The following is a 19,600-nucleotide window of genomic DNA, read 5'->3' as shown; positions in this document are numbered from 1 at the left end:
AAACATAATCTGAATACTATTAACCCCTTTTTTAAATGGTTTATCATCTTCAGGTTTATACTTAGATTCATAAGTACTTAGAACGTGAATAACGCTTCCACATTTTACCATTTCAAAGTCAACCTGATATTCATAAAAATCTGGCGCAGGGTCGTCAAAACTTGTTATGTAATGCTCTATAAATTCGCTATTACTTAGAAATTCTATATTGTTAACTCCACGATCTTTTTTCGTAATTACACACATTCTATTCTGTGGGTGGCTAATTTCATCAAACAGCCACCACTTTCTCGGCTCACCCTTCCTCCCTGATATTATATCGTAAAGCCTATCTATTAAGTTACTTATTTCTACATCAACCATAATGATTAATTATCTTCGAACGCCATACAGCCTATATATTTATAGATACCATTTTTTTATAAAAAAAAGGTTCCTTGTATTATGAGTCTTGTGAATTGAAATTATTTTGAATCTTTAAGATAGAAGTTCGGAAATAAGAAAAAGAACCTCTTAGATACCTGTCTCTTCCTAATTGCCCTAAATTAGTTAGACCATTATATCACTATTTGACCAATGAAGGAAAATCTTAAATCCCATTTATCAGAAGTAGTAAATCTTCTTGATAATAATCAATCAGTATCACAAGTATTAAAAAGTAATCGCCCGACAGAAATTAAGTCAACATTAAATAAGACATTAAACTCAGAAGGCATTTCCTTTAATCAATTGCTAAGTGATTTAGAAAAAGAAATACTCCCCTACATAAACCGAAATACTGATCCTCGTTTTGCAGCCTATATCACTGGAAGTGGTAACCCAATCGGTGCTATTGCAGAATTCATCAAAGGGTATTATAACCAGAACGGTTTAAAGTGGAATAACTCCCCTATTGCTAATGAACTTGAACAGTTGGTCATAAGATGGGTAGCAGAATTTGTAGGATTACCAGATCATTCTAGTGGTTTATTGACTTCAGGTGGTTCCATGTCCAATTATTTAGGACTTCATTTTGCGTTGGCCGCAAAGTTTCCACAAAGAGAAATGGATGGGCTCATGGGAGCCAAAGGGCTCACTGTTTACTGTTCAAATCAATCGCATAGTAGCATTGAAAGGTCAATGGTTTTTCTTGGTTTAGGCAGATCAAACCTTCGCAAAATTGATGTTGATTGTGAATTTAAAATTGATGTAAACAAGCTCAGGAGTCAACTTATAGAAGATATTGAAAGTGGCCTTCAACCTTTAGCTATAATTGGAAATGCAGGAACTACCAACGTGGGCGCCATAGATGATTTAGAAAAATTGGCTCAGATTGCTAAAGAGTTTAATACATGGTATCACGTTGATGGTGCCTATGGATTGCCAGCAAGAAATTTACTGGAGCTAAGTTCAAAATTTGATGGGATTGAGCACGCTAACTCCATCATTATTAATCCTCATAAATGGATGTACGTGCCATTTGAAGCTAGTTGCATCTTACTCAAGCAAATACCTAAAGCCATTCACTTTGAGCCAGACTACCTTTATACTGCAAATAAAGAAGATCGTTGGGAGTCCTCTGAACATACAATCGAACTAACGAAAGAGTTTCGCGCTTTAAAAGTGTGGTTCACTATGAAGTTCTACGGTACCAATAAGCTTATCGAGTTCATTAGGCATGATATTGAAATGACAAATTACCTCGCTTCTAAACTTGAAAAAGTAAAATACTTTGTAGTAGAGCGTGTTCACCCTCTTTCCATACTTTGTTTTAGATATGAGAATGATAATCTGACAGAAGAACAAAATGAAATAACAAATCAAAAAGCACTCTTAAAAATTGAAAATGAAGGGCTCATATTTATTACGGGAACTAAATTACATGGTAAAACATATATGCGTGCCTATTTCGGAAATCCTGATAGAACTAAGAAAGATGTTGATTATATGGTTGGGGAAATCTTAGCAAGCATAAAACAGTGAACATTAGAGTTGAAACACATAGATATAGGTCAGAAAAGGTTCCCTCGCTGATGTGATTTGAGAATGAAGTACCAATTGCACTTGTGCAAAAGTTGAGCGAAATACAGAATCCGCTAGAGCGGATTTAGAGCGAATACTAAAATTTCGCTTGAGCGAATCTGTGCGAATTTGTAGAGCGAAATAATGCGTAAAACGAGAGCGGATTTTGAGCGAAATGTTCAATTAGAGCGGAGAATGAGTAATTACAAATAGAAAATGTGGATAACTATTTGCAAACTCAGGGAGCGAATATGCATTTCGCACTGAGCGAAATGTGGATAACTCAGTGCGAAAGCCGAGAGCGAAATCAAAAGTTCGCTAGAGCGAATTGTGGATAACTTTTAAGCTAGCTAGGGTTTGCCAGGGTAGCTGGCTAGGGTATAGGGTTTTGTAGCTAGGGTGTTAGCTAGGGTTGCTCGCTAGGGTCTAGGGTTCGGCAGCTAGGGTGTGAGCTAGGGTTGCTCGTTAGGGTCTAGGGTTCGGTAGCTAGGGTGTGAGCTAGGGTAGCTCGCTAGGGTCTATGGTTCGGTAGCTAGGGTCTGCTAGGGTTAATCGCTAGGATCTAGGGTTCAGTAGCCAGGGCTTAGCTAGGGTTAATCGATAGGGTCTAGGGTTCGGTAGCTAGGGTCTGCTAGGGTAGCTAGCTAGGGTGTCTTGCTCTGCTAGCTAGAGTAACCTATGGTAAGCAAACATAGAATAAACTTTAGATCAAGGTGTGATTGCCAGGCGAGCGAAACACAGAGCGAAACCTAATTTCTGCTTGAGCGAAAGGAGAGCTAATCAGTGCGAATTTGTGGAGCGAAATAATTGGTAAAGCGAGAGCGAATTTTGAGCAAAACATTCAATTAGAGCGAAATAAGACACATTTCAGGTGGAATTTGCTGCTCGCTCAGAGCGAATCCAGAGAGCGAACCAGAGAGCGAACTTGAGCGGATTGTGGATAACTTTGAGCGAACTGATTGAGCTAGGGCGTTAGCAAGGATCCAAGGTCCAGTAGCTAGAGTGCTAGCTAGCGTAGCTAGCTAGGGTCTAGGATCAGTAGCCAGGGTGTGAGCTAGGGTTGCTAGCTAGGATGTCTTGCTCTGCTAGCTAGGGTTTGCCAGGGTGGCTAACTAGGGTGAGCAAATCCGTTTATTTATATTTCTTAGATAATTTAATTTTTCTTTTCTTTTTGCTTTCCTCCTTGTCAGAATTTAAATCAGGTAAGTACTTGTTTAGACTGATCGAGAAGATAAGTATCACAATGATTATAGGAAGCAAAGTAAAAAGCATCGCCCAATCGTACCACTCAAGATCCTTAATAATTTCTAAAAAGTTATTAATACTCATTTGATTAGTTTCAAGTAAAAAACGCATGCGCTAAACACATCTTGCAAGGCGTAATATCCAGCTGCCAAAATGCTCAGGTTATCTTGAAGAATTAAATACTAAAAATGGACTAGAACCCCAGGTAAATAAGCATAATTGACAACTGCAAAATTTGTAACATTAACCTATATTTTACAAAGCTTAGTTCATCTGTAATATCACGAAAATTATGCCATTGTTTCATGGTATAAAACAACAAGAATACAATGCCTACCTGCGATGAAAGTATCGTAAAATAAGACCATGCTACCACTTTTGAATTTATTACAACCGTAGCAAGAATTACAACAAGAAAGCTTACTATAAAAGATATCCTTGTTAATGGCACCCATTTATTCATGATATGATCCGGAATAAATGGAATAAGTGGTTGTGATGACATCGGGCTTAAAAGGAATAGAAAAAAGTAATATCCCAATAACACATACTGCCAATAATTATACTCATAAGGAATAGTAATTTGAAGATTCAGACCTAGCCGTAGATAGAATAAGGCTATCAGCAGTGACTCGATAACAAAAAATAGAAATCGAATTTCGTGGTTAATTCTTTCATCTAACCAGCTCAATCTAAAATTCAGAGCTTGAAATAGGTTTTTCAGTTTAGCTTTCATTCATTAAAACCTTCAATTATAAAAACCTGATATTTGTAGGGTCACAATAAATCACCTGCCCGTCATCTTTTTCTAAAATCGCAAAAGCATTAGCATAGCCTTCACTGTTAGATACCTGAATGAATTTATGAAACTTTCCAGGCTGCCATGTTCCGCTTGTTTTATGCTCGCATCGTTTAGTATTTGAAGCACTAGCCAATTTTTTTAAGGCATCTGCTAAAGTGTAAGCTGCTTTATCTGATAGCATAGAGATACAATTTGATATAACTCAAATATACTAATGTAGCATATATGCAACAATACATAAGCCAAGTAAATACAACTTGGCTATGTGATTAATAAAGAGGAGCAATTCATAAAGGATTTTGGAGCCAATCTTCGAAAATTGCGTAATGAGAAGAATTTAACCCAGGCCTTTCTTGCTGACTTGGCAGGAATTCATCGTAGTCAAATTATGAGGATTGAATCTGGTGAAGTAAACACTACTTTAAGCACATTAAAGCAAATAGCCGATGCCCTCCAAATACCAGTTTCAGAACTATTTGAAAAAGACTCATAGATCGTCAAGATCAAACCCGACAGGAACATTTATCCTAAGATTATTCCTTTCATAAGTTTCAAAATATCTAGCTAATTTTTTGTCCAACAAGCTGTCTGACTTTTTTAAATCTTCAGTATTTATGGTCGTATTGTTCAATTCTTGGGAATTACTGTCTATTCTTATAAGTACACACCTGCCCCCTATTGGAACATCTCCTGATGTTACTCCTGAAAATATCCCCTGTATTACCTTGGGAGCAATCGCCTTACCAACCTGGTAGACATGATAAAAAGATTTATTTTCAGCTTTCATAAGACATGTCACACAGCCATCTTGTAATGCCAGTATGCCTTGATAAGTTCTTTGTGGTCCTTTAAGTATTAGCCTAATTTCAGAGTTAAACTCTTCAATAAATACTGGAGATTTGAGCAGAACAGCTTGTTCGGCATTCTTTCTAACATATGAATAATAAGTACCTACTAATGACTTTAGAACTTCACTTATAGGCTGGTTCACCGCAATAACGAACTGTTTAAAGTTATCAAAACCAAGATATTTAGCTAGACTATCAATTTTGTCTTCTGAAAGCTTCAACTCAGTAACTCCATTCTTTTGAGAATTCTTTATAGGTCTTAATAAGCTATCATAAAGATATTTCTGCGAAACGGACTCGCCTAGCCCTTCACTAATCTTACCCAAACCATAATGGTCCAATGACTCCCCTGTCTTAATAGAGATTTGATCTAGTAAAACTTGTAAGTCTTGAATATTAAACCTCTTCGCCATATTTAAGTTGAAGTCAATTTGACTATAAATAAAAGTAATCCATCTGCAATTACAAGTAATTGTACTGTACAATCAACTGCCATACTATAACCAAATTTGTAATGTAGATTAATTAATCACACCGAGGTGCCCTTCGCGAAGGCATTTCAAAAGTCTTAATCGACAGTATTTGAATCTCCTGTTTGTGGGAAAACGGCTGACCAAATACTCGAGAGAGGACACCCCACACTTGTAAGACAAGGGAGCGATAAGTAATTGATAATCAAAAAGTTGAATTCATACAACATTCAACACAGGAATGCTCATGCCCTTTAACTAGCCCTAGTCATTGTTCAATTAAAATTTATTAGAAATGAAAAAGCTTAAATATTTGCCCATTTTGGCCATACTCTTTGCTGTAACATTTTCTTCTTGTTCAGATGAAGATTTTGGCCCACTAAAAGGAGATGAAGATGATTTACCCATACCACCTCCACCTCCGCCACCACCTGATCCTAATCAGACTCTGGTAGTTATTGATTCACTATCGAGTTAATAAGCGGAAAAACCACTCTTAGGAGTGGTTTTTCTATTTTTTCAACTAAATTGATTTTTATGACCAAACCTCTATTGATTTTAATTCTTCTAATAGTCTTTGGGAACTGCTTTGCTCAATCAAAACAACAGACTGGTACACATGAAATTGCGTTCCAACTATTTAACTCAGAAAAATTTGATAGTGCTATTTTTTACTTCAAGAAGCTAGAAAAAAAGTATTCTCAAAACAAACAGTTAGGCTCACAAGCTTCAATAATTGCACATTTAGGTATCTCCTATTACCGAATAGGAATGCCAGACAGTAGTCTGTATTATTACGAACAGGCTATTCAATTATATGAGAAGGAAGGTGACAATTCTGGCAAAGCACTAATTCAATTAAATAGCGCAATTGTGCATAAAAGCAGAGGGAGTTATGAAAAGGCCCTTGAATTACTTTTTGAAGCTGTTAATCAACTACAGCACGATCAAAATTCTGAAGCATTAGCAAGTAGTTACAATACAATTGCTCTAATCTATTCTCGGCAAAAGGATTACGAAAGATCGCTAGAATATCATTATCGGACATTAATGCTGGCAAGAGCTAATCAGGATTTCAAAACTCAGGCTGCAACATTAAACAACATAGGTTTAACCTACCAAAAACTTAATCAGCTAGATAGTGCCTATTCAAACTTTGAGAAGGCCTTCATCATAAAAGATAGGCATGGTTCAGACAAGTCACAGATTAGCACTCTAAATAATCTTGGATTAATACTTATTGAATTTAAAGAATTGGATAAAGCCAAGACAATGTTAACTAAAGCCAAACTTCTAAACACAAACAGTGCCGATGAAAGCCTAGCTGTATCATATAATGGAATGGGTTCTCTTAGCATTGAATTAAAAGATTATAGTTCGGCCTCCAAGTACCTAGATAGTGCCAACTACATAATCGACCAATTGAATTTAGTAGATCTGAAAAAAGACAACTTATTATTGAAAGTAAAGCTCTACAGTATTATTGATAAAACAGAGGCACTAAATTACTACCAGCAATTGCAAGAAGTTTCTGATTCCATTTACAACAGAGATAGAATTTCTGCTTTATTTGAAATGCAGACTAAATATGAAACAGAGAAGCAAGCACAATCCATTCAAGTTCTAGAAGCTGAAAAAGAATTACAAAAGGTAGAACTTGAAACTAACAGGCTTGGGGTTTTGATATTATCAGTTGTGGTCTTACTGGTAATAATAATTGCATATCTACTTTATAATAAATTTAGATCTGAGAAGCGAAACAAACTCAAAGTTGAAATGCTCATGCAAGAATTGCATCATAGAGTTAAAAACAATCTTCAATTGCTGTCTAGTATTTTCAGCTTGCAGTCAAAAACTCTTACAGATTTAAATGCTTTAGAGGCAGTTAAAACAAGTGAAAACAGGGTGAATGCCATGGCTATCGTGCATCAAAAGCTATATTCAAGATCAGAGGCTAGAAATATTAACATACACGATTATTTACATGACCTTATCGAACAGCTTGCTGAAAGCTTTACTATTGATACAGAAGGCAATAACATTGATGTTCAAGTCGAAAAGCTAGATATTGATTTGGATAAAATAATTGCCATTGGCCTTATTGTTAATGAAGTTGTAAGTAATGCTTTCAAGCATGCATTTAAAGCTTCGGTCAAATCAGAGTTATGGGTTAATGTGTTTCAAAACAACCATGAGCTTTTTATTGAAATAAAAGATAATGGAACCGGGTTCGACATAAATGCGTCACGAAAATCAATGGGGCTGAACATAATTGAAACTTTAAGTCGGCAACTCAGAGCGACTGTAAATTGGAAGGTTAATAACGGCACATTATTTAAACTTAAAATGAAATTAAATTAGACTATAGATGGAAAAGGTTCGCGTACTGATTGTAGAGGACGAATTGCTAATTGCTGAAGATTTAAAATCAAGATTAGAAGAACATGACTTTTCAGTTGTTGATGTTTTTGATAACGGGGAAGAAGCTATATCGAATATTAAGAATCTTCAACCTGATTTAATACTGATGGATATTCAACTAGCAGGTAAAATGGATGGCATAGAAACAGCAAAGCAAATAATTGATATTTATAAGGTGCCTATTATATACCTTTCTGATCATATCGATGATAAAACAGTTGAACGAGCCAAAACCACATTTCCAGCTAACTATATTGCTAAACCCTTTAAGACCAAAGATGTGCTACGTGCATTGGAACTTGCATTTTTTAATGCTAGCAATAGTCCTAAGAAAACGGCCTCAAAGCTTACAGATCGTATTTTTGTAAGAACTGATAATCAAAAATCTAAAATGGTGCTTTATGAGGACATCTTGTTCTTAAAAGCAGGAAGATCTTATTGCGAAATTATAACAGTTGACGATGAACTTATTCTATCAAATAATATGGGCAAAGTATTTGAGAAGTTTGATAATCCATACTTTATAAGAACTCATAAGAGCTACATTGTAAATATTAATAAAATAACCGAAATAGAAGGTAATATGATTAAAATGGGTGACAGGCATGTTGCACAAATGAGTACCAAAAACCGGGATGTGGTTTTGAACAGACTAAACCTGATTAAATAATATTTTGGAAAACCATGTAGTGAGTTGGGAAAGTAGATTTGATTGTAACCCTGTCTATAGATTAAGTTAACCGCTAAAAGCGTTATGGCTGATAACTATGAATACGATGTTTTTATTTCTTATGCCGTTGAGGACAAGATTGAAATTGTAACCGAGCTTGTGGGTCAACTAAAAAATTCAGGCCTTAAAGTTTGGTATGCAGGTCAAGAGTTAAGAGTTGGCAAAAGTATAGAGGAGGTAATCAAGGAAGGGCTGAATAAATCTCGCTATGGCGTTGTAATTCTAACACACAACTATTTCACTAAAGATTGGCCCAGAAAAGAGTTGCATGCACTTTGGGGTAAGAATGACTCATTAATAATACCGATATGGCATAAGCTAAGCACAGAGGATGTAAAAAAATATGACCCACTATTAGCAGATAAATGGGGAATAGAATCATCTAAAGGCATCGATATCGTAGCCGCTGAGGTTATTAAAGCCATAGAAAATCATAAAAAAGAAGGCCTGGTTAATCGTATTGCAGTGCAAAAATCTGTAAAAAGCGGATTTAGCTTCAAGAATATACTAACAGCACTATCCATTCTAATTCTTGCAGCTATTTCATTATGGTTTTTTGTGATAAGAGATTTACCCGGAAATAACTTGATTAAGGAAACAGTAGAGAGTAGAATAGACGTCTTACAGGCAAAAGTGATAAATGACCATGGAGCTGAAATGAGTAAACAAAATGGTGAGGCTGCTACTATTGAACAGGTTGCCAAATACCATGAAAGATACGAAAGTTTTAAGTCACAATATCGGAACGAATACTATTTCAAAACAGGTTATGCTGATTTCAGTTTCAAGAAAAACGTTGAACCCGCTTTAGGTATTGAAATTGATCATTTAACCCCACGTAATAATTTCGGCTTTACGTATCCCAACATTTTTGTAATCGATTACCTCCCATCCCCTCATAAAATGGATGTGAAAACAATATTCATTAATACCCAACCAATTGAATATACAATTCTGAATGAAGAGAAGATTGATGACACTACTTATACCGTTGAAGTAAGCTATAAAAACAACATACGTTACCTATCTATTGACCTCACCTATTCCAAACGTTCTGATTGGATAAAAAAACGAGAATATCATTTTCAAGGATTCCTGCCATTTGAAACTTATCAGTTTAAAAAAGAAGATGATAAGTGGGTGTTTACCGCAGTCCTATAGTTTCGGAAATTAAATTCTGCCTTTGGGAAATCCATTTTCTTAACTCTCCTCTAATTATATAGATTTAGTTTAAATGTTAAACTAAACTTTAATATCATGCCAAAGACAGGTGAAAAATGTACTCAGGGAGGAATATACATGTGTAGCATTCACGAAGACAATGAAATACCTATATCGAAAGGGGAAACCTTTCCTCCATGTCCCTATGATGGAGGTCATGGCGCTTCATGGATATTAATTCGTCCTGACAAATAATAAAATGGAACTAATTAGTAGGGAGGAATTAATTACGCAATCTGATTCAAAACAAGTTACACTTACTACTAAAAGAATCAGATTTAAGCATGGTAAAACCATTTCCAGTATCATGCTCAATAAGGTATCTGGAATACTGGTCAAGTATAGTTCACAACCTATCTATCTAATTGTTTCCATTATATCTTTCATTGCTGGAATTGGTTTAATGTCGGAAACGGATGGCACTGGATCTATTATACTTTTTGCTATTGGAATGATTAGCCTCCTGATATTTTTAGGAACGCGAAGGTATATTATTTCTATTGCCTCCTCTAGTACCAGTATTCATTTCCGCATTAAAGGTATGAGTTCTGACAATGTGCAAAAATTCATTAACCAAGTTGAACAGGCCATTGACAATTATAAAAGAACTTGAGCTTCAGATATCAAAAACGCGTTAACCTCAGTAAGGGGGCTGGAATAAATTTGAGCAAGTCCGGTGCCTCTTTCAGCCAAAGAACCGGTTGGGGTTCTATTGGCTCACGTGGGTTTTCAATCCGTACTGGAATACCAGGGCTTTATTTTAGAAAAAGTTGGGGCAAAGGAGGCTCCGGACTTGTTGTTTATCTCGTGGTTGGTGGGCTGATTTTATCGGCACTCGTAATCTATAATCTGGCAAGGCTATTATGGTTTGTGATAGTGTATTTATACAATAAAGTAGGAAAAAAGACCTGATTTTTATTTATTGTACTATTCAAGTAAAAAAATAGATCATGAAAAGTATTTTAAAATATACTCTCCTCTTAATTTTACTCTATTCCTGCACTCGCCAAAAAGCAGATGCACAAACAGTTTATATTACTAAAACCGGGAGCAAGTATCATACAGAATCATGCAGATACCTAAGTCATAGCAAATACCCGATTAGCCTGAAAGATGCAAAGATAAGAGCCATTGAAGCATGCAAAGTATGCAAGCCACCAACTGCCGTAACTGGAGAAAAAACAAAGATTGATAGCTCAAAAGTAATTGATCCTCCCAAAAGAGAATTAAAAGCAGTAGCCTCACAATGCTCCGCAACAGCTAAAACAACAGGCAACCGCTGCAAAAGAATGACAAAAAACGCTAGTGGAAAATGCTGGCAGCATGAATAAATTTCAAATTAATAATATGAAGGAACTTTCGTTTGAATCACTACCCGATTACAATTCAGTTGTAGATTATTTAAAGAAAAAGAATCGGACAAGGCATTTACTACTTGGTAATGGATTTAGTATGGCCTATGACAAGGATATTTTTTCATACAATGCACTTTTCAACTTCATTCAAAATCTAAAGGATCAAACACTTTCCAAAGTGTTTAAAGCTATTAACACAAAGAATTTTGAATTAGTGATGCAACAATTAGATAACTTTATAGAAATTGCTATTTCGTTAAATGCAGATAAAGGTTTCATCGATCAACTTAAAGATTCACACAATTCACTTCAAAATAGCCTAATAGACTCTATTAAAGAACTTCACCCTGAACATGTTTTTACAATACCTGAAGAGAAAAGTAAACATTGTTTCAATTTTTTAGATGGCTTTATTTCCAGCAATGGCAAAGTTTTCACTACAAATTATGACCTACTTCTATACTGGGTTTTAATGCGCAATAAGGCAAAAGGAGCAGTTGATGGCTTTGGTAGAGAAATTGTCAATCCAGAAGCATATCAAGAGGGAGAAGAATTTCAGTATTCTGAGCTAATCTGGGGTAAATATAAAAAAGAACAAAGTGTCTACTACATACACGGTACACTTCCATTTTTTGATAATGGAATTGATATTATCAAAGAAGAGTACACATCGGATCATTATATTCTCGAAAATATTAAGTCAAGATTAGATAAAAAAGAATATCCCATCTTCGTTACCGCTGGTAATGGTGAAGAAAAACTAGCACACATTATGCACAATAAATATTTGACCCATTGCTATGAAGAATTGTGCAATGTTCAAGGATCATTAATAACTTTTGGATTTAATTTTGGAGAGTATGATGAACACATCATCGATGCCATAAATCGTGCATCAAAATATGGCTTAAAGTCCGGTGATAAACTATTTAGCGTGTATATTGGAGTTTACACCAAAAAAGACTTTGAGCACATTCAGTCAATCAAAAAGAAATTTCTTTGTAAAGTAAATTTATATAATGCCCAAACAGCTAAAATTTGGGTTTAACGTCTATTCGGAAATTAATTTAGGTACTTAGGAAATTAATTTAGAATATATATTCTCTTTTAGTCAGTTTGCCATAGTAATAACAAAAGTACATAAAGAAGGGCGTAGATATTTACCTATAAGAGATGGAACTTATTTAGGAGAGCACCCAAATTATTAAAGTGCTTTAACAGGAGCGAGAAAAATTTACACGGACATTGATAAATGTGCGAAATGTGTTCTATAATGTCACATAGTTTAATCGATTAAAAAAATTGATATGGCTGAGAAAATATTTGATCAAAACTTTAGTGGTTACTGGCTAGAAGCTTCTATATCTTCGTTCCCTGATAAATCAGGTGTTTATGGTGTTTATAGATGTATTTATAATAAACAAATAGATACTGTAACTTTAATTGAACTCATATATATTGGGAAAGCTGATAATTTAAATAATAGAATAAATAAGCATAAAGATTGGCCTATCTGGAAAGGTACATTAAAAAACAAGGAAGAAATCTGTTTTTGCTATACCTACGTGGATAAATTATATAATGAAAGAGTCGAAGCTGCATTAATTAACTCAAACCAACCAAGGTTGAACATAGAGTACAAAAATTCATTTCCATTTGACAAAACTACAGTCAAGTGCAATGGACCTCACAAGTTCATAAAAAGAATAAACATTGTAATAAAACATTAGGCGTGTTTGGAATGAACGACCCCTTCAATCGCTTGTAGGAAAAAATTGTTAAAACTGTGTCAGTTTACTAACTTATTATGAAAGAGAAAAGGTAATATAAAAATGTGTCGTGTGTACAAAAACATAATTCTTCTACTCCTTATATATACTAGTACATTTCAAGATCTATTTTCTCAAGATCCCACGTCATTAATTATAGTTTCTAATTCTAACTCAAAAGTAATTGTCGATGGAGAGAAAATTGGTGAAGTACAAAAAGGAAAGCCTGAGAAATTCACCATTACTTCTGGTGAGCATTACTTACAAGTGATATGTCTTTGCCCGAGTGGATATGAGAAAAATGAAATTCTAAGTCTTGAGCCGAATACTCAAAAAGTCATAAAAATAGAATTTGAATCAGCTCAATCAAGTAACCTATCTGAAAAAGTCGTTGCTCAATTCGATTTTTCCATTCCAGGAATCATGACTTCAGATGGATCAGATCAACCTACAGTCTATTATGCTTTTGAGAGAGGTGATGAGGTAGTTTTGAATCTAAGTATGTCCAATGATAAAGGAACCAATCAACTACAAGTATTCACATACCCCGAACAAAAAATTATTTTCACTAAAGACAATTTTCAGGATTTGAAGAACACTCGTTTCAATGTTGGGTCTAGAGGAATTTATGGTATTTCTTTCTCAACCAATCATGCATTTGACAGAAATGTTTCATTGAAAATCTCAAGAATTCCTGCATCTGAAGAAACCATAGAGTTCAACTGCGAAGTAGAGCTAGAGGATGTCTATACTCCCTATGTCATACAGCAACCTCAAAATTTCTATCTCAACGGTGGTTCAAAAGCCACTTTTGGTGATGGTAAGTCAAGAACTTATTTACCTATAAATTTACCAGAAGGTACTGTGAAATGGTATTATGAATTCACTGCCGAAAGAAGTGATGTTGAAAATGATAATACCAAAAACATGCTCACCCTTGCCTCAGATTTATCAAGATTAGTTGATCAAACAGGTGCATTGAGTTTTGGAATAGATCAATTATCACAACCACCTGGTTCAGACTATTGTGATATTTATTTAATTGATCACTCCAACCTTAATCCTTTTTTAACTAAACAGCCATTTACATATTATACTGTTGCCTCTCGTGAAAATTTCAAATCTGGAATCATGGAGGTTGACTTTCAACCCAATGAACAAATTTATTTAGGCATTAAAAACCCTTCTACTTTTTATGGGATTAACGTAGGAATTGAAGTGGTAGCCATAGTAAAATCGCAAGAATTGGTAATGATTAACAATTAGTGACTTAAATGAGATCGCTTTTACTCTTTATAATCAGTTGTTTAAGTACAATATCTTATTCTCAATCCTATAAAGATTGGGATGAACATGATGTGATTCGTTTCTACAAAAAAATAGATCTTGAGTACTACACTTTGGATGAAGATGGTGAAGAAATTGATGAAATCTATGTTCCCACTAAGGTTGAGTCAGGTACTTATGAGGTTGAAGTCTATAAAGTATCATCAAACCTTTATAAAATTAATGGTACCGAAATCTATATGTTTTTTAGATATTCTCCGTACCTGTACAGTTACGATGAAGGGATTTTAGAAGTAAACTACAATTTAGGAATTTTCTTTGAACAGCCCTGAAATTTAAAATTCTGATTTCGGAAACCCAATATTCCCGTTCGGAAAACTAATTAGCCCACATAACTACAAACTGATTACTTGCCTGAAAAACAAAGCAAATGTTCAGGTTACTATTTTCAGTTTTCATAACAATATCACTTTTCACATTATCTGGTTGTGATTCAAATGATAGATCACCCTGCCCTGATACCAACTGCGCAGATTATGCTACTCAAGAAGAAGCTCAAGCAGCACTACTAGCTGACCCGGAATGCCGCGGAGATCTTGATGCTGATAATGACGGAATCGCATGCGAGCATCTAAGCTCAGGTGGAGGATCAGGTAGTGATGGAGGAAGTGGTAGTGGCAGCGGATGTCCTACAACTTCTAATTGCGGCTGCTCAGGTAAGAATAAAAGCGAATGTGGTGGGCCATGCTGTCAATGGATAACCGGAACAGGTTGTAGATGTAGTTAAAATTATTTAAAATAAACAATGTTATGTCTAAACTAACTTATTTGATCTTAGGGATTATCGTGCTTACGTCTTGTACTTCCCCTTTAGAAAAAAAATTTGACCCAAATTCTTCCGAATCTGACTTAAAAGAAATTAGAAATCATTTAGACTCAACAGAATTGATGTTGCTGGCTGGAAATATGATTAGATTGAAGATGATAGGTGAAGATTTAGAGCAATACACCTACAACGACATACTCGCAGATGCTAAAAAGATTAAAAAAGAAAAAGAGGCTCAAGAAGCAGAGCAAGCAGCACTTGCACAAAAAGCACTGAAAGAAGAACAAGAAAGAATTAAGAAATTAACCAAAGCAGTTTCAGTAGGTTGCTTCGAAAAATCTTTCTCAGAATATAATTATCAGAAATATATCACATATAAGTTCGTAATTCAGAACAAAAGTGATCGAGACATTAGAGCAATAAAAGGCAGCGTTGTTTTTACCAATCTCTTCGATGATATAATTAAAGAAATAAACTTTGTCTATGATCAACCAATAAGTGCTGGTAAGAAAACCACCTGGAATGCACAATCGGATTACAATCAGTTCAATGATGAAGATCAAACTTTAAGAAGTAAAGACCTGAATGACATGAAAGTGACATGGAACCCTGAAAAAATAATTTTTGCGGACGGTTCAACTTTAGAGTGACAGATGAAAAAAATATTACCCATAATTTTTCTATGTACTCTATGCTCTTGTCAATTACAACCAGTTAAGGAGGACGCAAAAGTGGTACAAAAACAAGGGATATATATTTATATCCTTTCCCAACCACAAATGCAATACCGTGTAATTGGAAGTGTAAAAAATGATCTTATCAATCAGATGAATGAAGCAACCAAAGGGAAAAAGAAGTTTGGTCAAATACTTGAAGGTATTGCAGGAACTGCAGCTAAGAATGCTGATTTCAACAGTGTACTAAACCGTATGATAGAAATTTCTAAAGAAAACTATCCTAATGCCGAAGGGCTTGTATTTGATAGCAATATGAGCAATGCCTCTGTCATTACATTTAACAATTAGGTAAAAGCACTTTTCACCTTTATTTAATAGAAATGTTAGATGATATAGCGAAGTATTTAGCCTCAAAAGGCTATTTGGATTGGGCCAAGTTCTTAGTTATCAAGGCTCCGATCTTCATAATTATTGTTAGTTATATCTTTTGGCTTCTATCTGATGCCCGTTTTGAGGATCTTGGCTCAATAGGAGATTTTATAGGAGGTATATTAGGTAGCATATGGAGTCTAGCAGGCGTTCTGTTCCTATATCATGCACTAATGCTCCAGGAAAAACAGCAAGCTCAAATGAATGAAGAACGGTTTGATACCATTTTCTTTTCAGCTCTTCAGTCTTTAGAAATTGCAAAACAAAAATTCCGTTTTAATGATAAAGTAGGTGTTGAAGGCTTTAAGGAATTCTTCTTAGCTATTGAATCGCTATCAATGAGCAACAATGAAGACAATAATGAGATCAAAGAGAAATTATTTAAAAGATATACTCCTGAAAACAATCCGTTATTTCTAGGCAGTATTTATAGCATATGGAAGATGATTGATGACTCTAAGGTTAGTAACAGGCAGGACTATAAAAGTCTATTCATTGCCAATTTTACAAGCCATGAAAGAATCTACATTTATAATAGCATCAAAAGTAGTGCTGGTAATAACTACAATGAAATTCAGCAAGCTCTTATTGAAAGACTAAAGCCGCAGAAGGAGTTTCAAAAATTTTAACTCAGATTGCTCTGTTGCTGTGGTAATTCGCTTAGCTTTATTTGTGGATCAATAATTTCCTCTTTGCATTTTCTTTATTGAGCTTATCAATTAGCTCCATTCTTTTGCGCTGTGCAATAGAATCAACATGCATTCTTGTGCCATCGACATCATCCAAATAGTCATTAACCAGTTTTGTAAAATCACCTGTAGAATCCTTATCCAGGTTGAAATAAATAATATTTATAAGGTCACTATTGGGAGGCTGATAATCGGCAAATTGTTTGAAGTTAATGACTAAGGAAGTAATACAAATCATAGTAATTGCCACAGAAAATATTATTAGAGGCTTAAACCACCTTCTTAAAAAAGGTTCATTATCATTTTTATTTGAGATTATTTCAATGTACTCTTCATTCTCATTTAACCTTTCATGCAAATTAGTAGCTAAAGAATACAAGTTAACTCGATGTTTTTCAATCTCTTCTAAAAACTCATTTCTTTCATCAGAAGAGAAAATATGAGTTTGCATTGTTTGAAAGAATTCTTCCGAAGAAATAAAGTACTCTAAATCTTGAAGAAGGTTAACATCATAATTATTACTCTTAAACAGAGTTTCTATTCTTTTCAACAACTCATCTTGACCTCGCTTGTCACTTTTGATTATTTCATGAGCCTCAAGCAGGTTTTCAACTAATTCATCTTTCAATGCCATTACTTTTTGAATTCTTATTTTGGTGATTAATATCTTTGTCCATCTTTCTGTTAACTGCGACTTTCCGGCCTCCTTTATTTGTATTCAATACAATTGTTTTTTCTTCAATAACATTTTGTTCCTCCTTCCATGTTGACTCATGAAATGAGAATTTTAGGGGAGATTTTTTATGAAATATATTTATGAAGGTTCCTCCAGCATTATGAGTACGCGTTGCTTTGTAGTCAATCGAACTAAGCTTACCATTAAGAGCCTCTAAACTGATTCTATTATTTATTGTAACCTCCTTTAGTAATGCCTTTAACTCTTTCTTCCTCTTATTCTCAAAATCCTTGGCTCTTTTTAGATTGTATTTTTTTTCCAGTGCTTGAGAAAGTAGTAAGAGCCTTAAGCCAATAAATGAATCATCGATTAATGCACCATCTGGCAAGATTCTCGAAACAACCATGTGACAGTGGCTATGTTCATGTGTGCCGTCATTCTCTTTTTCTCTATGTCTTATTACTAAGCACAATGGCTCATAGTCTGTGTTTGGTGGTTTTATTGACTTCTTAATTTCATCTTGAATCATCTTGAGTAGTGTATTGGAAACCTCATCTTCTTCAGCTGTTGCATAAATGATATGAAAGTATCTATTATTTATGTTAGGTCGTAATGATCGCATGCTTTCAAAATCATAAGAAATCCCAATTGGCTTTTGATTAGTGTCTATTCCATTCGAATCAATTAATTCCCAATGCTTAGTTGGATCAATTAAATATTTTACAGTAGGTAAGGGCGATCCCTTAATAGGTAGGATGTTTATTACCATTTAATACACTTTTTATACTTTTCAAATAAGCAATCCATTGTTCATTTTCTTCCTTATTCAATCGATCATTAACTAAATACAAGGCTTGTGTTACTCTCCTATCCCCTATTGAAGAATCTCTATTTTTCAGGCACCTATCTCGGACGTATTTACCCACAGTTTTATGAGCCTTCTGAGCATGAATTTCAATAATCCTTTTTTCAGAGAGTGTTACTCTGGCCATGATACGTTCTTTGCGGGCCATCATTTACATTGAAAGATCATTTCTCTTATCGCCTGAAATGTCCTTCTTTTTAGAGATTTGATCGCTTTGCTGTATCTGTTGGGATTGCTTCTGAGCAATATCTGGGTCATTATCAATTGACCTTTTCTTAACACTTTCCACTTGCAATTCTCCATATCGAGTAATCTCATCTTCCTTGGCCTGGTCTATCTTAGATAAATGAGGATTAACTACATTCTTCATTATTCTATCATAGTTCTCTTTAGATAAATTGTTTGTCTCATGTGAATACAAAAGAGACCTACAAACAAATCCTACAGAGTAATCTGAAACATTCTTATTATTACTCATTTCTGTAAGATAATGCATTGAAATTGCGTCTTGTGTTGGTGTTGAATTAACCTCTAATTCGCAAGCATCATTATAACCATCGATATATTTATCATCAATTTTATTTTCCATATCCATGTGTATTTTTTGTTAAGTATTCGTCTATTTTTTCACGATCAATTATTACCCTTCTACCAACCATGGTAAACTCCAATTTTAAAGTATTTCTCAACCCATCTAAAGTCTGAACATCCATATTGGCATATTCCGCGGCCTCATATCTATTTAGCCACCTCTTTGGAAGATGGTTGTCCATTTTCTCATTTAACCGCCTTATCTCTTCAATCAGACTTCGAACAAAATCATTGTAAGTATTTATATCGTCCATGGTTTCTCTAATTAATCTAGCAAAGAAATTTATTTTGTTTTACATAGTCAATATGTTATTTTTAGTATATTTTTGCTATATTTATAATATTAATACATTTTTTATTTCATTTTATTGTGTTTTTTAGCATTTTAAAAAAATGTCTTCCTAGAATTTTTACGCTATAAAGATTTATCGAAAACTCATATCCGACATGAGAAATCTAGGTTAAAAATCAACTTGAAAAATGAACATATATAAAGAATTAAATAGAGTCACAAAGATTGGGCACTATACTAAATTGTATGACACTACCCTTTGAGTTGACACAGCATTAGAAAAAAAGAAGTTCTAAGGAAAGATTTAGCTGTTTGAGAAAATTGTCGTACCAGTGTTGTACCAAAATAAAAAAGGCCCTTAAAAAGGGCCTTTGATGGTAGCGGGGACAGGACTCGAACCTGTGAC

Annotated in this window: 28 protein-coding genes; 18 read left to right on the top strand and 10 right to left on the bottom strand. The window is 34.6% G+C overall.

Translation table 11 applies throughout. From position 1 onward, the window contains the following. Positions 1-363, bottom strand: a 363-nt coding sequence (locus tag RLO81_RS09830; protein WP_350110764.1) for a hypothetical protein, incomplete at its 3' end; no start/stop codon positions are given. A gap of 213 nt (positions 364-576) precedes the next feature. Here RLO81_RS09830 and RLO81_RS09825 point away from each other — a divergent pair. After that, the gene (locus RLO81_RS09825) at positions 577-1,962 is read left to right on the top strand and encodes a pyridoxal phosphate-dependent decarboxylase family protein (protein ID WP_350110761.1); all 1,386 of its coding nucleotides are present in this window, start codon (positions 577-579) and stop codon (positions 1,960-1,962) included. 1,170 nt (positions 1,963-3,132) lie between these two features. On the opposite strand, the gene RLO81_RS09820 is transcribed toward RLO81_RS09825, so the two are convergent. From RLO81_RS09820 to RLO81_RS09810, 3 genes are all read right to left on the bottom strand, one after another. Beyond that, a complete protein-coding gene (locus tag RLO81_RS09820) occupies positions 3,133-3,330 on the bottom strand; it encodes a hypothetical protein (RefSeq protein ID WP_350110758.1) in 198 nt (65 codons plus the stop codon). A gap of 109 nt (positions 3,331-3,439) precedes the next feature. Continuing rightward, complete coding sequence (locus RLO81_RS09815; protein ID WP_350110756.1) at positions 3,440-3,982, bottom strand: hypothetical protein; 543 nt, start codon at positions 3,980-3,982, stop codon at positions 3,440-3,442. A gap of 16 nt (positions 3,983-3,998) precedes the next feature. Beyond that, positions 3,999-4,229: a hypothetical protein gene (locus RLO81_RS09810; RefSeq protein ID WP_350110753.1), complete on the bottom strand. Its 231-nt coding sequence runs from the start codon at positions 4,227-4,229 to the stop codon at positions 3,999-4,001. Between the two features lie 84 nt (positions 4,230-4,313). Between RLO81_RS09810 and RLO81_RS09805 the strand changes: the two genes are divergently transcribed. Beyond that, on the top strand, positions 4,314-4,541 hold the full coding sequence (locus tag RLO81_RS09805; RefSeq protein ID WP_350110750.1) for a helix-turn-helix domain-containing protein: 228 nt from the start codon (positions 4,314-4,316) through the stop codon (positions 4,539-4,541). Here the strand turns inward: RLO81_RS09805 and RLO81_RS09800 are convergent. Beyond that, positions 4,536-5,309 carry a hypothetical protein gene (locus RLO81_RS09800; protein ID WP_350110747.1) on the bottom strand — a complete coding sequence of 258 codons (774 nt, stop codon included), beginning with the start codon at positions 5,307-5,309 and terminating at the stop codon, positions 4,536-4,538. The genes RLO81_RS09805 and RLO81_RS09800 overlap by 6 nt on opposite strands. A 352-nt stretch (positions 5,310-5,661) precedes the next feature. On the opposite strand from RLO81_RS09800, the gene RLO81_RS09795 reads away from it, so the two are divergent. From RLO81_RS09795 to RLO81_RS09720, 16 genes are all read left to right on the top strand, one after another. Next, positions 5,662-5,844, top strand: a complete 183-nt coding sequence (locus RLO81_RS09795; protein ID WP_350110744.1) for a hypothetical protein — start codon at positions 5,662-5,664, stop codon at positions 5,842-5,844. A 59-nt stretch (positions 5,845-5,903) separates the two neighbouring features. Further along, complete coding sequence (locus tag RLO81_RS09790) at positions 5,904-7,727, top strand: tetratricopeptide repeat-containing sensor histidine kinase (RefSeq protein ID WP_350110741.1); 1,824 nt, start codon at positions 5,904-5,906, stop codon at positions 7,725-7,727. Between the two features lie 7 nt (positions 7,728-7,734). Further along, positions 7,735-8,457, top strand: a complete 723-nt coding sequence (locus RLO81_RS09785) for a response regulator (protein WP_350110738.1) — start codon at positions 7,735-7,737, stop codon at positions 8,455-8,457. A gap of 84 nt (positions 8,458-8,541) precedes the next feature. Further along, positions 8,542-9,678, top strand: a complete 1,137-nt coding sequence (locus RLO81_RS09780) for a toll/interleukin-1 receptor domain-containing protein (protein WP_350110735.1) — start codon at positions 8,542-8,544, stop codon at positions 9,676-9,678. A gap of 96 nt (positions 9,679-9,774) precedes the next feature. Next, complete coding sequence (locus tag RLO81_RS09775; protein ID WP_350110733.1) at positions 9,775-9,933, top strand: hypothetical protein; 159 nt, start codon at positions 9,775-9,777, stop codon at positions 9,931-9,933. A gap of 4 nt (positions 9,934-9,937) precedes the next feature. Next, positions 9,938-10,351, top strand: a complete 414-nt coding sequence (locus RLO81_RS09770) for a hypothetical protein (protein WP_350110730.1) — start codon at positions 9,938-9,940, stop codon at positions 10,349-10,351. Then, positions 10,348-10,650, top strand: a complete 303-nt coding sequence (locus RLO81_RS09765; RefSeq protein ID WP_502880446.1) for a DUF4236 domain-containing protein — start codon at positions 10,348-10,350, stop codon at positions 10,648-10,650. Before RLO81_RS09770 ends, RLO81_RS09765 begins: the two co-directional genes overlap by 4 nt. A gap of 38 nt (positions 10,651-10,688) precedes the next feature. Next, complete coding sequence (locus RLO81_RS09760; protein ID WP_350110724.1) at positions 10,689-11,069, top strand: hypothetical protein; 381 nt, start codon at positions 10,689-10,691, stop codon at positions 11,067-11,069. Further along, the gene (locus tag RLO81_RS09755) at positions 11,062-12,141 is read left to right on the top strand and encodes a DUF4917 family protein (protein WP_350110721.1); all 1,080 of its coding nucleotides are present in this window, start codon (positions 11,062-11,064) and stop codon (positions 12,139-12,141) included. The genes RLO81_RS09760 and RLO81_RS09755 overlap by 8 nt, the downstream gene beginning before the upstream one ends. Before the next feature lie 259 nt (positions 12,142-12,400). Further along, positions 12,401-12,823, top strand: a complete 423-nt coding sequence (locus RLO81_RS09750) for a GIY-YIG nuclease family protein (RefSeq protein ID WP_350110718.1) — start codon at positions 12,401-12,403, stop codon at positions 12,821-12,823. Positions 12,824-12,934: 111 nt separating this feature from the next. Further along, positions 12,935-14,128, top strand: a complete 1,194-nt coding sequence (locus tag RLO81_RS09745) for a hypothetical protein (RefSeq protein WP_350110715.1) — start codon at positions 12,935-12,937, stop codon at positions 14,126-14,128. An 8-nt stretch (positions 14,129-14,136) separates the two neighbouring features. Next, positions 14,137-14,481: a hypothetical protein gene (locus RLO81_RS09740; RefSeq protein WP_350110712.1), complete on the top strand. Its 345-nt coding sequence runs from the start codon at positions 14,137-14,139 to the stop codon at positions 14,479-14,481. 98 nt (positions 14,482-14,579) lie between these two features. Then, positions 14,580-14,936: an excalibur calcium-binding domain-containing protein gene (locus RLO81_RS09735; RefSeq protein ID WP_350110709.1), complete on the top strand. Its 357-nt coding sequence runs from the start codon at positions 14,580-14,582 to the stop codon at positions 14,934-14,936. A 23-nt stretch (positions 14,937-14,959) separates the two neighbouring features. Further along, positions 14,960-15,625, top strand: coding sequence for a hypothetical protein (locus tag RLO81_RS09730; RefSeq protein WP_350110706.1), 666 nt, complete (start codon positions 14,960-14,962; stop codon positions 15,623-15,625). Positions 15,626-15,628: 3 nt separating this feature from the next. Next, positions 15,629-16,000: a hypothetical protein gene (locus RLO81_RS09725; protein ID WP_350110703.1), complete on the top strand. Its 372-nt coding sequence runs from the start codon at positions 15,629-15,631 to the stop codon at positions 15,998-16,000. Positions 16,001-16,032: 32 nt separating this feature from the next. Next, positions 16,033-16,710, top strand: a complete 678-nt coding sequence (locus RLO81_RS09720) for a hypothetical protein (protein ID WP_350110700.1) — start codon at positions 16,033-16,035, stop codon at positions 16,708-16,710. A 37-nt stretch (positions 16,711-16,747) separates the two neighbouring features. Here RLO81_RS09720 and RLO81_RS09715 read toward each other — a convergent pair whose 3' ends face one another. Genes RLO81_RS09715 through RLO81_RS09695 form a run of 5 tightly spaced genes read right to left on the bottom strand, consistent with a single transcriptional unit; the run spans position 16,748 to position 19,156 of the window. Continuing rightward, on the bottom strand, positions 16,748-17,404 hold the full coding sequence (locus RLO81_RS09715; RefSeq protein ID WP_350110697.1) for a hypothetical protein: 657 nt from the start codon (positions 17,402-17,404) through the stop codon (positions 16,748-16,750). Further along, a complete protein-coding gene (locus RLO81_RS09710; protein WP_350110694.1) occupies positions 17,388-18,215 on the bottom strand; it encodes a relaxase/mobilization nuclease domain-containing protein in 828 nt (275 codons plus the stop codon). The genes RLO81_RS09715 and RLO81_RS09710 overlap by 17 nt, the downstream gene beginning before the upstream one ends. Then, positions 18,190-18,459: a plasmid mobilization protein gene (locus tag RLO81_RS09705; RefSeq protein ID WP_502880445.1), complete on the bottom strand. Its 270-nt coding sequence runs from the start codon at positions 18,457-18,459 to the stop codon at positions 18,190-18,192. The genes RLO81_RS09710 and RLO81_RS09705 overlap by 26 nt, the downstream gene beginning before the upstream one ends. Before the next feature lie 3 nt (positions 18,460-18,462). Further along, positions 18,463-18,900: a hypothetical protein gene (locus tag RLO81_RS09700; RefSeq protein ID WP_350110688.1), complete on the bottom strand. Its 438-nt coding sequence runs from the start codon at positions 18,898-18,900 to the stop codon at positions 18,463-18,465. Further along, positions 18,890-19,156, bottom strand: coding sequence for a helix-turn-helix domain-containing protein (locus RLO81_RS09695; protein ID WP_350110685.1), 267 nt, complete (start codon positions 19,154-19,156; stop codon positions 18,890-18,892). The genes RLO81_RS09700 and RLO81_RS09695 overlap by 11 nt, the downstream gene beginning before the upstream one ends. Positions 19,157-19,600: the final 444 nt, after the last annotated feature.

Origin of the sequence: Fulvivirga sp. (genome assembly GCF_040220315.1) — a bacterium.
Lineage (GTDB): Bacteria > Bacteroidota > Bacteroidia > Cytophagales > Cyclobacteriaceae > Fulvivirga.
This window is presented reverse-complemented; position numbering and strand designations above follow the sequence as displayed.

Bases quoted from the DNA above. Each gene is read 5' to 3' on its own strand.
- RLO81_RS09825 (WP_350110761.1), top strand. From the start codon at position 577: ATGAAGGAAAATCTTAAATCCCATTTATCAGAAGTAGTAAATCTTCTT.
- RLO81_RS09820 (WP_350110758.1), bottom strand. From the start codon at position 3,330: ATGAGTATTAATAACTTTTTAGAAATTATTAAGGATCTTGAGTGGTAC.
- RLO81_RS09815 (WP_350110756.1), bottom strand. From the start codon at position 3,982: ATGAAAGCTAAACTGAAAAACCTATTTCAAGCTCTGAATTTTAGATTG.
- RLO81_RS09810 (WP_350110753.1), bottom strand. From the start codon at position 4,229: ATGCTATCAGATAAAGCAGCTTACACTTTAGCAGATGCCTTAAAAAAA.
- RLO81_RS09800 (WP_350110747.1), bottom strand. From the start codon at position 5,309: ATGGCGAAGAGGTTTAATATTCAAGACTTACAAGTTTTACTAGATCAA.
- RLO81_RS09795 (WP_350110744.1), top strand. From the start codon at position 5,662: ATGAAAAAGCTTAAATATTTGCCCATTTTGGCCATACTCTTTGCTGTA.
- RLO81_RS09790 (WP_350110741.1), top strand. From the start codon at position 5,904: ATGACCAAACCTCTATTGATTTTAATTCTTCTAATAGTCTTTGGGAAC.
- RLO81_RS09785 (WP_350110738.1), top strand. From the start codon at position 7,735: ATGGAAAAGGTTCGCGTACTGATTGTAGAGGACGAATTGCTAATTGCT.
- RLO81_RS09780 (WP_350110735.1), top strand. From the start codon at position 8,542: ATGGCTGATAACTATGAATACGATGTTTTTATTTCTTATGCCGTTGAG.
- RLO81_RS09775 (WP_350110733.1), top strand. From the start codon at position 9,775: ATGCCAAAGACAGGTGAAAAATGTACTCAGGGAGGAATATACATGTGT.
- RLO81_RS09770 (WP_350110730.1), top strand. From the start codon at position 9,938: ATGGAACTAATTAGTAGGGAGGAATTAATTACGCAATCTGATTCAAAA.
- RLO81_RS09760 (WP_350110724.1), top strand. From the start codon at position 10,689: ATGAAAAGTATTTTAAAATATACTCTCCTCTTAATTTTACTCTATTCC.
- RLO81_RS09755 (WP_350110721.1), top strand. From the start codon at position 11,062: ATGAATAAATTTCAAATTAATAATATGAAGGAACTTTCGTTTGAATCA.
- RLO81_RS09750 (WP_350110718.1), top strand. From the start codon at position 12,401: ATGGCTGAGAAAATATTTGATCAAAACTTTAGTGGTTACTGGCTAGAA.
- RLO81_RS09740 (WP_350110712.1), top strand. From the start codon at position 14,137: ATGAGATCGCTTTTACTCTTTATAATCAGTTGTTTAAGTACAATATCT.
- RLO81_RS09735 (WP_350110709.1), top strand. From the start codon at position 14,580: ATGTTCAGGTTACTATTTTCAGTTTTCATAACAATATCACTTTTCACA.
- RLO81_RS09730 (WP_350110706.1), top strand. From the start codon at position 14,960: ATGTCTAAACTAACTTATTTGATCTTAGGGATTATCGTGCTTACGTCT.
- RLO81_RS09725 (WP_350110703.1), top strand. From the start codon at position 15,629: ATGAAAAAAATATTACCCATAATTTTTCTATGTACTCTATGCTCTTGT.
- RLO81_RS09720 (WP_350110700.1), top strand. From the start codon at position 16,033: ATGTTAGATGATATAGCGAAGTATTTAGCCTCAAAAGGCTATTTGGAT.
- RLO81_RS09715 (WP_350110697.1), bottom strand. From the start codon at position 17,404: ATGGCATTGAAAGATGAATTAGTTGAAAACCTGCTTGAGGCTCATGAA.
- RLO81_RS09710 (WP_350110694.1), bottom strand. From the start codon at position 18,215: ATGGTAATAAACATCCTACCTATTAAGGGATCGCCCTTACCTACTGTA.
- RLO81_RS09705 (WP_502880445.1), bottom strand. From the start codon at position 18,459: ATGGCCCGCAAAGAACGTATCATGGCCAGAGTAACACTCTCTGAAAAA.
- RLO81_RS09700 (WP_350110688.1), bottom strand. From the start codon at position 18,900: ATGGAAAATAAAATTGATGATAAATATATCGATGGTTATAATGATGCT.
- RLO81_RS09695 (WP_350110685.1), bottom strand. From the start codon at position 19,156: ATGGACGATATAAATACTTACAATGATTTTGTTCGAAGTCTGATTGAA.